Genomic DNA, 10826 nt, shown 5'->3' with positions numbered 1-10826 from the left:
ATCGATCTCGTCAGCACAGCGACGAGGAGGACCCGAGATGACGATCCTGGTGACGGGCGCGAGCGGCACGGTGGGCCGGTCCCTGGTGACCCAGCTGCTCGCGGCGGGGCACGCGGTGCGCGCGCTCACGCGCGACCCGGAGCGCGCCGCGCTCCCGGCCTCCGCGGAGGTCGTGCGCGGCGACATCACGGACGCCGCGGGCTTCGCGCGCGTGCTCGACGGCGTCGAGGCCGCCCACCTGATCACCTTCGGCGGCGACGGCTACGCGGCGCTGGAGAACGGCCCGGAGATCGTGGCGGCGCTGCGTGCAGCGGGCGTCGGCCGGGTGAGCGTCCTCGGCGGCTGGGACACCAGCACGCTCGAGCCGGCCCTCGACGCGGCCGGCGTCCCGTGGGCGCTGCTCAGTCCGGTCGAGTTCATGGCCAACACGCTCGACCACGCCGACGCGATCCGCGCCGAGGGCGAGGTCCGGGTCTACGACGGCGGGCGCACCAGTGCCGCGGTGCACGAGGCGGACATCGCTGCGGTCGCGCTCGCGGTGCTCACCGGCGCGGCGCCGACGGGGCGCCGGTACGTGCTCACGGGCGGCGAGGCGGTGACGCTCGAGCAGAAGCTCGCGGCCGTGTCGGACGCCCTCGGGCGGCCCGTGACCCTCACCCGGCTCTCCGAGGAGCAGGCCCGCGCCGACCTCGTCGCCGCGGGCCTGCCGCCCGAGGCGGTCGAGTTCACGATCGCCCTGGAGAACGACCCGCCGCCGATCGGCTCGATCCCGGTGGACACCGTGCGGGAGGTGACGGGACGCCCGCCCCGCACGTTCGCGGACTGGGCGCGCGACCACGTCGACGCCTTCCGGGCCCACGCACCGGTCTGACCAGGAGGTCAGGCGTCAGAACGTGACGCGACGGACCTCCTCGGGGTGCAGGACGACGCGCACCTGGTCCTCGGCGAGGAGGCCGTCGAGGTCCGCGGCCCGGACGGGGTCGTCGAGGTCCCAGTAGCGCGCGGCCAGGCGGGCGGCGAGGTCGTGCGCCCCGTCGGTCTCGATCGTGGCGCGGCCGGCGACGGACACCCAGCGCTCCCGCTCGTCGGCCGGCGCGGCGACGATGAGCGCGGCGCGGGGGTCGCGCCGCAGGCGCCGGACCTTCAGGGTGTCCGGCCCGGTGAAGAGCTGGACGGTCCCGTCCGGGGTGGCCTCGAACCACACCGGTCGCGACGGTGGCGGCGCCGGCCCCGCGGCCGTGGTCAGGAAGCCGAGCAGGGGACGGGCGAGGAAGGTGAGGTCGTCGGGGGTCAGGTGCTCGTCGGTCATCGTCCCCACGCCCCGGTCACGGCGGTGCGCAGGACGTAGTCCTCGAACGTCCGGGGCGCGCGGCCCAGGAGCCCGGCGAGGGCGTCGGTCGTCCCGGCGATGAGGCCCTGCTCCATGAGCACGAACATCTCGGCGACGTGGTGCGCGTCGTCCTCGCCCACACCCTGCTCGACCAGCGCCGCGGTGTACTCCGCGGGCGAGATCTGCTTGTAGACCAGGGGGCGTCCGGCGGCCCGGGAGATCAGGTCGACGGCCTCGCCGACCGTGATCGAGCGCGGCCCGGTGAGCTCGTAGGTGCGTCCGGCGTGGCGCCCGGGCTCGGTGAGCACCGCGGCCGCGGCGTCGGCGACGTCCTCGAGGTCGACGAACGGCTCGCCGACCGGCCCGGCCGGGAGGGCCAGCTCGCCGGCGAGCAGCGGGGCGTGCCAGAGCTCCTCGTCGAAGTTCTGCGCGAAGTTGGCCGGCCGCAGCACGGTCCACTCCAGCGCCGAGCCGCGCACGGCGTCCTCGGCCGAGCGCATGTCCTGCCCGAAGACCGAGTCGCCCCACGTGTCGGCGCCGTGCCCGGAGAGCAGGACCAGGCGCTGGACGCCTGCGGCCTCCGCCCGGGCGACGAACGCGTGCACGGGCCCGGGCACCGACGGCGGCACCACGTACACCGCGGTGACGCCCCGCAGGGTGGCGTCCCAGCCGGCGGGGTCGGACCAGTCGAAGCGGGTCTCGCTGGAGCGCGAGGCGGCGCGCACCGGGACGCCGCGCAGTCGCAGGCGGGCGGCGACCCGCCGGCCGGTCTTGCCGGTGGCGCCGAGGACGAGGGTGGAGTCCGTGGTCATGGCGACGAGTCAACGCCGCGCCCGTAGACGTCGCCATAGGTGAGGCGCCCGATCGCCTGTGCATTCGTCTAACCTGGCGGCGTGGACGCGTTCGGCGACATGATCCGCGGGGTGCGGGCGCAGGGCTCGCTGTTCGGCAGCTCGACCCTGACCCCGCCCTGGTCCCTGCACTTCGTGGACGGCGCCCCGCTGACGCTGTGCGCCGTCCTCGGGGGCGGCGGCTGGGTCGTGCCGGAGGGCCACCCACCCGAGCCGCTGCGTCCCGGCGACACCGTCATCGTGCGCGGGCCCGGGACGTTCACCTTCGTCGACGAGGTCGGCACCCGGGCGACGCCGGTCGCGTGCGGGGAGTTCTGCACGGCGCCCGAGGAGGGCGGCACGCGGCACCGGCGCGGGTGGCACGACCCGGGGGCCGGGGACGCGACAGGCGCCACCACGCTCATCGTGGGCGCCTACCCGGTGCGCGGCGAGATCAGCAGGCGGCTGCTCGACGCCCTGCCGACCGTGCTGCGCGTCGACTCCGGGGGCGAGGGTGACCCCGTGCTCGAGCACCTCGCCGCCGAGGTCGCCACCGACACTCCCGGCCAGCAGGTGGTGCTCGACCGGCTCCTCGACTGGCTGCTGGTGTGCTCGATCCGCACGTGGTTCGACCGGCCCGGTGGCGAGCCCCCGGCCTGGTACGCCGCCCAGCGCGACCCGGTCGTCGGCGACGCCCTGCGCCTGCTGCACGCCGATCCCGCGGCGGCGTGGACGGTCTCCTCGCTGGCCGGGCGCGCCGGCGTCTCGCGGGCCACGCTCGCGAAGCGCTTCGTCGACCTCGTGGGCGAACCGCCGCTGACCTACCTCACCCGCTGGCGCATGACGCTCGCCGCCGACCGGTTGGTCGAGCAGGAGTCCGCGACGCTCACCGAGGTCGCCCACGCCGTCGGCTACTCCGACGCGTTCGGGTTCAGCGCGGCGTTCAAGCGGACCCGGGGCGTCAGCCCGAGCGAGTACCGGCGCAGCGCAGGGGCTCCGGGCCCCGCTACAGCTACCGCCACTACAGTTTCTGGGCGCCCTTGACGCCGCGGCGCAGCGCACGTCGCTGCAGGGCGAGCACGGCGAGCCCCACCACGCCGAGACCCACGCCGACGAGCGTCGCGGCGAACCACACGTCGAGGGGCCGCACGCCCGTCGCGGCCAGGATGCCGAGCACGACGGCGACCGCGGCCCAGACCGCCGAGCCCGCGAGGATCACGGGCACGGGGTCGGTCAGGCGCTTCGGCAGGGGCGGCGGCTCGGCGTGCATGTCGAACCGGTTCACCCGCGGAACCCTACGTGAGTGATGTTCGGAGCTATAGCCGTGAAGATCACGCACATAACGATGATGTGATCCGGCTAGCCTGCCCGCCGTGCTGCAGCGCTACTTCCGCCTCAACGAGCGCGGGACCTCCGTCTCCCAGGAGGTCCGCGGTGGGCTCGTCACGTTCGTGACGATGGCCTACATCGTGGTCCTCAACCCGCTGATCCTCGGCAGCCTCGATCCCTCGAGCCCGTCGGCGAAGCGGGACGTGCTCGGGATGACCCTCTCGGTGCCGCAGGTCGCCGCGGTGACGGCGCTCGTCGCGGGCGTCATGACGATCGTCTTCGGTCTCGTCACCAACTTCCCGTTCGCGATGGCCACCGGCCTGGGCATCAACACGCTGGTCGCGGTGACGATCGCCCCGCAGGTCACGTGGCCCGAGGCGATGGGCCTCGTCGTCGTCAACGGCGTGATCATCGTGATCCTCGGTCTCACGGGGTTCCGCACGGCGGTGTTCAACGCCATCCCCGACCCGCTCAAGATCGCGATCGCCGCGGGGATCGGCGCGTTCATCGCCTTCATCGGGTTCGTCGACGCCGGGTTCGTGCGCCGCCTGCCGGACGCCGCGAACACGACCGTGCCCGTCGGGCTCGGCATCGAGGGCTCGATCGCCTCCTGGCCCACCGCGGTGTTCTGCTTCGGGCTGCTGCTCACCGGCGTGCTGGTCGCCCGCGGGGTGCGCGCGGGGATCCTCATCGGGGTGCTCGCGACGACCGTGCTCGCGATCGTGGTCGAGGCGATCGTCGCCGTCGGCCCGTCCAACGGCACGAACCCGAAGGGCTGGAACCTCGGCTACCCCGGGCTGCCCGAGTCGATCGTCTCGCTGCCCGACCTCTCGCTCGTCGGCGACGTCTCGCTCGGCGCGTTCGCCCGGCTGCCCGCGCTGGCGGTCACGCTGCTCGTCTTCACGCTCGTGCTCGCCAACTTCTTCGACGCGATGGGCACGATGACCGGGCTCGGCCGCCAGGCCGGGCTGCTCGACGACCGCGGCCAGCTGCCGAACATCGGCCGCGCGCTCGTCGTCGAGGGTGCCGGCGCCGTCGCCGGCGGCGCGGCGTCGTCGAGCTCCAACACCGTGTTCGTCGAGTCCGCGTCGGGCATCGCCGAGGGGGCCCGCACCGGGCTCGCCAACGTCGTCACCGGCCTGCTCTTCCTGGCCGCGATGTTCTTCACCCCGCTCTACGCGGTGGTCCCCGTCGAGGCGGCCGCGCCGGCGCTCGTCATCGTCGGCGCCCTCATGATCGGCGGCGTCCGCGACATCGAGTGGTCGGACTTCTCGGTGGCGCTCCCGGTGTTCCTGACGATCGTCGTCATGCCCTTCACCTACTCGATCGCCAACGGCATCGGCGCCGGGTTCATCAGCTGGGTGCTGCTGCGCACCGCGACCGGTCGCGTCCGCGAGATCCACCCGCTGATGTGGGTCGTCGCCGTCGCGTTCGTCCTCTACTTCGCCGTCACGCCATTGCGGGTGCTGTTCGGCCTGTGAGGTACTCGGTGGCGTGATCGAGCCCTACCAGGTGGTCGGCCTGATCCCGACGATGCGCGGGATCCGGTACCGGGACGAGATCAAGCACAACCTCGAGCACCTCGAGCACCTGGCGAAGGCGGCGTCGTGGCTCTCGGCGATGGCGCTGCCGGTCCGCCTGATCACCATCCCGGAAGGGGCGCTGCAGGGCTTCAACGACGAGGTGCTCGACCACGACCACGAGTGGTTCGCGCGCGAGTGCGCGATCGACATCCCGGGCCCGGAGACCGACGCGCTCGGTCGCATGGCAGCCACCTACGACGCCTACGTGATGGCGACCGCGAAGGCGCGGCACCCCGAGTTCCCCGGCCGGTTCTTCAACGTCGGGTTCGCGATCTCCCCGCAGCAGGAGATCGTGCTCATCCACCACAAGGTCACGCCGCTGCAGCCCGTCGAGCACTCGGTGACCCCGCACAACGTGTGGGACCGGTGGGTGGAGCTCTACGGCGACGGCCTGGACGCCTTCTACCCGGTCGCCGACACCGAGATCGGGCGCCTCGGGATCATGATGGCCAACGAGGCGTCGTACCCGGAGAACGCGCGCGGCCTGGCCATGAACGGCTGCGAGGTGGCCTACCGCGGCCCGTACCCGCACCCGCACGCCGGCAACGGCTTCTACGAGATCCAGAACAGGGCGCGGGCGCTGGACAACAACATGTACGTCGTCGCCAACCAGATCGGCACGTACTACCTGTACACGGACTCCGACGTCCCGATCGACACCTTCGGCTCGCCGAGCATGATCTGCGACTACCGGGGCTCCGTGGTCGGCGAGGTCGGGTACGCGGGCCACTCCACCTACGTGGCGGGCACCGTCGACATCGGGGCGCTGCGGGACTTCCGGGCGCGCGCCCAGTTCGGCAACTGGCTCAAGGACCTCACGACCGAGCAGTACCAGGCGATCTACCGGGACCCGATCTACCCGAAGAACCTCTACCTCGACCGCGCGCCCTACGACCACGCGGAGTACCGCCGCGAGGTGACCGAGAAGCAGATCGAGCTCCTGCACTCCCGCGACGTGTGGCGCCGCCCCGACCGGTCCTGATCGAGGCCTGATCGCGGTCTGATCGCATGACCGGGGTGTGACCGGCACCCGGGTCCGGTTGACAGGTCCCCGCGGTACCGGAAGCGTCGGACGCGATGGGTTGGACACCACTGACGCGCCGTCGGCACGTCGACCACGGGAAGCTCGCGACCACACTCTGTCGCTGAGCTCCGTTCTTCCTCCCCCGATCTCTGCGCGGGTCCTGCCGCGCGCCCCCACCCCTCTTCGAGGAGGCACACAGCCGTGTCCGTCGGTATCCCCACTCAGCCGCTCAAGTTCGCCTACTGGGTCCCCAACGTCTCGGGCGGGCTGGTCACCAGCGGCATCGAGCAGCGCACCGACTGGAGCTGGGACTACAACCGCGACACCGCGATCGCGGCCGAGAACAACGGCTTCGAGTACGCGCTCTCGCAGGTCCGGTACATGGCGAGCTACTCCGCCGAGTACCAGCACGAGTCCACGTCGCTGTCGCTGGCGATCATGATGGCCACCGAGCGCCTCAAGGTCATGGCCGCCGTGCACCCGGGCATGTGGCACCCCGGTGTCTTCGCCAACTTCGGGGCCACCGCCGACCACCTGACGGGCGGCCGCTTCGCCACGAACGTCGTCTCGGGCTGGTTCAAGGGCGAGTTCACCTCCTTCGGCGAGCCGTGGCTCGAGCACGACGAGCGCTACCGGCGCACCGAGGAGTTCATCTCCTGCCTCAAGGGCATCTGGGAGCAGGACCACTTCGAGTTCAAGGGCGACTTCTACCGCTTCCACGACTACTCGCTGAAGCCGAAGCCCCTGAACACCCCGGAGCGCCCGCACCCGGAGATCTTCCAGGGCGGCAACTCCACGGCCGCGCAGAAGATGGCCGGCCGCGTGTCGGACTTCTACTTCTCCAACGGCAAGGACTTCGACGGCGTCACCGAGCAGCTCGACGTCATCAACGCGACCGCGGCCGAGCACGACCGCACCGTGAAGTTCGGGCTCAACGGTTTCATGATCGTCCGGGACACCGAGAAGGAGGCCCGCGACACCCTGCGCGAGATCGTCGACAAGGCGAACGTCGAGCAGGTCGAGGGTTTCCGGCAGGCCGTGCAGCAGGCCGGCGCGTCGGCGTCGGACAAGAAGGGCATGTGGGCGGACTCGTCGTTCGAGGACCTCGTCCAGTACAACGACGGCTTCAAGACCCAGCTGATCGGTACCGCCGAGCAGGTCGCCGAGCGCCTCGTCGAGTACAAGAAGCTCGGCGTCGACCTCTCCCTGCTGTGCTTCCTGCACGTCAAGGAGGAGATCGAGCAGTTCGGCCAGAAGGTGCTGCCGATCATCCGCGAGATGGAGGCCGAGCTCCCCGACGCCGAGCCGGCGCCGGCGCTCGCCCAGGCCTGACCGTCATGTGAGCGAACTTCGGGGCCATCACCCCGAAGTTCGCTCACGTGGCCCGGAGGTGCTCGGCCGCGAGGGTCCGGAGGCGGACGAAGGCGTCCGAGCCGCGGGTGGCGATCTGGTCGCGCTCGCGGGGCAGGTCGACGGCGAGGTCCGCGACCAGCCGGGCCGGGCGCGGGGAGAGTACGACGACGCGATCGCCCAGGTACACGCTCTCGTCGATGTCGTGGGTGACGAGCAGGACGGTCACGCCGTAGTCGCGCCGTACACGCAGGAGCAGGTCCTCGAGGTCGGCGCGGGTCAGGGCGTCGACCGAGGCGAACGGCTCGTCCATCAGCAGCAGGGTCGGGCGGGCGGCGAGCGCCCGGGCGATCGCCACCCGCTGCTGCATGCCGCCCGAGAGCCGTCCGGGGCGCTGCCGGGCGACATCGGCGAGGCCCACAGCGGCGAGGGCCTCGTCGGTGCGCGCACGGCGTTCGGCGCGGTCGAGCGCGCGGGAGAGGCCGAAGTCGACGTTGCGCGCCACGCTCGCCCACGGCATCAGGGACCGCCCGTAGTCCTGGAACACGACGGCGAGCCCCTCCGGCACCCCGTCGACGACCTCGCCGCGCAGCCTCACCTCGCCGCGGTCGGGCCTGCGCAGGCCCGCGAGGCAGCGCAGGAGGGTCGACTTTCCGCACCCCGACGGCCCGAGCAGGCAGAGCACCTCGTCCGTCCCGACGGTGAGCGAGAGCCCGTCGAGCACCGTCGTCGTCCGCCCGCCGTCCCCGTAGGACACGGCCAGGTCGGTGACCTCCAGCATGGGCTTCACCACGCCAGCGCCCGCCGCTCGACGCCGAGCAGGGCCGCGTTCAGGCCGTAGCCCAGCACCCCCAGCAGGACGATCGCGGCCCACATCGCGGTGAAGTCGAACCCCCGCTGTGCGAGGACGAGCTGGTGGCCCAGGCCGTTCGTCGAGGCCACGAGCTCGGAGATCACCATGAGGATCAGCGCGAGAGCGAGGCTCACCCGCAGCCCCGCGAAGATGCGGGGTGCGGCCGCCGGGAGGATCACCTCCCGCACCCGCCGGAGACCGCCGACCCCGTAGACCTCGGCGGTGTCGATCTTCACGGGGTCGACCGCCGCGGCGCCGTCGGCGGTGTTGAGCAGCACCGGCCACAGGACGCCGAAGACGATCGTCGCGAGCTGCATCGGGGTGCCGGCGGCGAAGAGGATGAGGAAGACCGGGATCACCACCGGGGGCGGGATCGCGCGGGCGAAGGCCAGGAGCGGGGCGAGGTACTCGCTCGCGCGCCGGGAGCGGCCCAGGGCCAGGCCCAGGACGATCCCCACGACGGCGGCCAGCGCCCACCCGCCGAGGAGGCGCGCGAGGCTCGGCAGCACGTCGGCGACGGCGCCCTCGGTGAGGAAGAGCCGCGACGGCGGCCCGGAGAACCACGTCCGCCACCCGGACACCGCGATCGCCGACGGCGGCGGGAAGAACGCGCTGGGCGCGGCACGCGCGGCGATCTCCCACGCCACCACGGCGGCTGCGAACACGCACCAGCGCAGCAGGATCCGGCCGGTCACGCGACCTCGCTCCACGGCAGCCACCGCCGCCCGGCCGCGGTGAACGCCGCGTTGGCCGCGAGCCCGATCAGCCCGGCGACGACGGCTGCGGCCAGGACGAGGTCCATCCGTCCCCCTCCGGTCCCCGACTGCGAGATGAACTCGCCGATCCCGCGGCCGCCGCCCACGAGCAGCTCGGTGGAGACGACGAGGATCAGCGCGATCGCGGCGGACAGCCGCAGGCCGGTGAGGACGAACGGCGCGATCGAGGGCAGCACGATCTCGGTGAGGAGCCGCCGCCGGCCGACGCGGAACGCGGCCGCGGTCTCGCGCACCAGCGGGTCGACCTCCGCGACCGCGTAGACGGTGTTGAACAGGATCGGCCAGACCGCGGCGTAGACGGCCAGGGCGATCTTGCTGGTCGGCCCCTGCCCGACGAGCACCACTGCGAGGGGGATCAGCGCCACCGACGGGATCGGCCGCAGGAACTCCACGAGCGCCGCGGTGGCCGCGCGGACGCCGGGCACGCTGCCGAGCAGCAGGCCTGCCGGCAGCGCGATCAGCAGCGCGATCCCGAGGCTGATCGCCCAGGCCAGGACGGTGGCGACGACGTCGGCGAGGAACGCCGGGTCGCCGAGGATCTCCGCCAGCCGCGCCAGCACCACCGACGACGGCGGGAGGAACTCCGGCGCCACCAGCCCCGACCGGCCGAGGACCTCGCCGACGACGAGGAACCCGACCAGGCCCGCGAGCCCCCGGGCGACGGCGGTGCCGCGGCGGCCGATCGGCACGGGCAGCCGCACCTCAGCCCGGCCCGAGCATCGGCTGCACGTCGAACCGTCCCGGGGTCAGGGCGAACTGCTGCATCAGGTCGGCGACGCGCTGCAGACGGGTCGCGTCGAGCGACTGCGGGTAGGTCCCGATGGTGATCAGCGCCGCGGTCGACTGGTCGATCCGGATGTAGGTCGGGAGCACCTGTTCGACGTTGCGCCGGTCCGACGCCGCCTGCTGGCCCCGCGCCATGGCGCGCTGGAACGCCGCGACCGTGCGCGGGTTCTCCCGGGCGAAGGCCTCGGTGGTGCCGTAGCCCGCGATCGGGATGTCGGCGGTGGGACCGGACGCGGTGTCGAGGATCGGGACGGCACCGAGGCTGCGCGAGGCCGAGGTGATGAACGGTTCGACCATGGCGGCGGCGTCGACGCGCCCCGTGGCCAGCGCCGCCGCCATGTCCGGGAACGGGACCTCGACGAACTGCACGGAATTGGGGTCGACGCCGTTCGTCTGCAGGGCGGACCGGGCATTGAGCTCGACGATGTTACGGAACGTGTTCACCGCGACGCGACGCCCGGCGAGATCACGCGGGGTGCGCAGGACGCCGTCCGGGCGCGCGAGGATCAGGAATGTGTTCGCGTCCGCCTGATATCCGTCCGAGATCAGACGGAACTGCCCGACGCCCTGGCTCTGGGCCAGGAAGAACGAGACGTAGTTGCCGAATGCGACGTCCAGGCTCCCTCCGACCAGCCCCGGGGTCGACGCGGCCCCACCTTGCGCGGTGACCGGTTCGACGGTCAAGCCCTCCGCCTGGAAGAAGCCGCGCTGCTGCGCCAGGTAGAACGACGCCGTGTCGACGATGTTGAGCATCCCGACACGCAGTGTGGCGCGCTCCGGGCCACCTCCCGCAGATGCCTGGCCGCCGGAGTCGGACCCTCCGAGGGCGGAGCACCCGGCGAGCGCCAGGCTCAGCGAGATCATCAGTAGACGGACGAAGAATGATCGTCTCCGACTCGGCCGACAATTGGTTCGATTGCGCACGATCGACCTCCTTTCGGCCGATAGCGGCCGCGCCGCGAATC

The 10826-nt window shown here is 72.4% G+C and carries 12 protein-coding genes; 5 read left to right on the top strand and 7 right to left on the bottom strand.

Translation table 11 applies throughout. The annotated features are described in order from the left end of the window. Nucleotides 1-37 precede the first annotated feature (37 nt). Nucleotides 38-871 carry an NmrA family NAD(P)-binding protein gene (locus tag OG774_RS15100; RefSeq protein WP_328301822.1) on the top strand — a complete coding sequence of 278 codons (834 nt, stop codon included), beginning with the start codon at nt 38-40 and terminating at the stop codon, nt 869-871. Nucleotides 872-886: 15 nt separating this feature from the next. Here OG774_RS15100 and OG774_RS15095 read toward each other — a convergent pair whose 3' ends face one another. Next, on the bottom strand, nt 887-1309 hold the full coding sequence (locus OG774_RS15095) for a pyridoxamine 5'-phosphate oxidase family protein (RefSeq protein ID WP_328301820.1): 423 nt from the start codon (nt 1307-1309) through the stop codon (nt 887-889). Beyond that, the gene (locus OG774_RS15090; protein WP_328301818.1) at nt 1306-2142 is read right to left on the bottom strand and encodes an NAD(P)H-binding protein; all 837 of its coding nucleotides are present in this window, start codon (nt 2140-2142) and stop codon (nt 1306-1308) included. The genes OG774_RS15095 and OG774_RS15090 overlap by 4 nt, the downstream gene beginning before the upstream one ends. An 81-nt stretch (nt 2143-2223) precedes the next feature. Here OG774_RS15090 and OG774_RS15085 point away from each other — a divergent pair, with 81 nt between their 5' ends. Continuing rightward, entirely contained in the window at nt 2224-3204 is a 981-nt protein-coding gene (locus OG774_RS15085) for an AraC family transcriptional regulator (RefSeq protein ID WP_328301816.1), read from the top strand. Here the strand turns inward: OG774_RS15085 and OG774_RS15080 are convergent. Continuing rightward, a complete protein-coding gene (locus tag OG774_RS15080) occupies nt 3182-3445 on the bottom strand; it encodes a DUF2530 domain-containing protein (protein ID WP_328301814.1) in 264 nt (87 codons plus the stop codon). The genes OG774_RS15085 and OG774_RS15080 overlap by 23 nt on opposite strands. 79 nt (nt 3446-3524) lie before the next feature. Between OG774_RS15080 and OG774_RS15075 the strand changes: the two genes are divergently transcribed. The 3 genes from OG774_RS15075 (at nt 3525) to sfnG (ending at nt 7428) form a co-directional block, all read left to right on the top strand. Beyond that, nucleotides 3525-4970 (top strand): NCS2 family permease, encoded by a 1446-nt coding sequence (locus OG774_RS15075; protein ID WP_328310961.1) that lies wholly within the window; start codon nt 3525-3527, stop codon nt 4968-4970. Between the two features lie 13 nt (nt 4971-4983). Further along, on the top strand, nt 4984-6054 hold the full coding sequence (locus tag OG774_RS15070; RefSeq protein WP_328301812.1) for a nitrilase-related carbon-nitrogen hydrolase: 1071 nt from the start codon (nt 4984-4986) through the stop codon (nt 6052-6054). A gap of 243 nt (nt 6055-6297) precedes the next feature. Beyond that, nucleotides 6298-7428 carry a dimethylsulfone monooxygenase SfnG gene (gene sfnG / locus OG774_RS15065; RefSeq protein WP_328301810.1) on the top strand — a complete coding sequence of 377 codons (1131 nt, stop codon included), beginning with the start codon at nt 6298-6300 and terminating at the stop codon, nt 7426-7428. 43 nt (nt 7429-7471) lie between these two features. Here sfnG and OG774_RS15060 read toward each other — a convergent pair whose 3' ends face one another. The 4 genes from OG774_RS15060 to OG774_RS15045 are packed head-to-tail and all read right to left on the bottom strand — an operon-like array spanning nt 7472 to nt 10725. Beyond that, the gene (locus OG774_RS15060; RefSeq protein ID WP_442874001.1) at nt 7472-8236 is read right to left on the bottom strand and encodes an ABC transporter ATP-binding protein; all 765 of its coding nucleotides are present in this window, start codon (nt 8234-8236) and stop codon (nt 7472-7474) included. Further along, nucleotides 8233-8994 carry an ABC transporter permease gene (locus tag OG774_RS15055; protein WP_328301806.1) on the bottom strand — a complete coding sequence of 254 codons (762 nt, stop codon included), beginning with the start codon at nt 8992-8994 and terminating at the stop codon, nt 8233-8235. The genes OG774_RS15060 and OG774_RS15055 overlap by 4 nt, the downstream gene beginning before the upstream one ends. After that, nucleotides 8991-9764, bottom strand: coding sequence for an ABC transporter permease (locus OG774_RS15050; RefSeq protein ID WP_328301804.1), 774 nt, complete (start codon nt 9762-9764; stop codon nt 8991-8993). The genes OG774_RS15055 and OG774_RS15050 overlap by 4 nt, the downstream gene beginning before the upstream one ends. Nucleotides 9765-9777: 13 nt before the next feature. Beyond that, complete coding sequence (locus OG774_RS15045; RefSeq protein ID WP_328301802.1) at nt 9778-10725, bottom strand: ABC transporter substrate-binding protein; 948 nt, start codon at nt 10723-10725, stop codon at nt 9778-9780. Nucleotides 10726-10826: the final 101 nt, after the last annotated feature.

The sequence above is a fragment of the Actinomycetospora sp. NBC_00405 genome (assembly GCF_036044095.1).
GTDB lineage: Bacteria > Actinomycetota > Actinomycetes > Mycobacteriales > Pseudonocardiaceae > Actinomycetospora > Actinomycetospora callitridis.
This window is presented reverse-complemented; position numbering and strand designations above follow the sequence as displayed.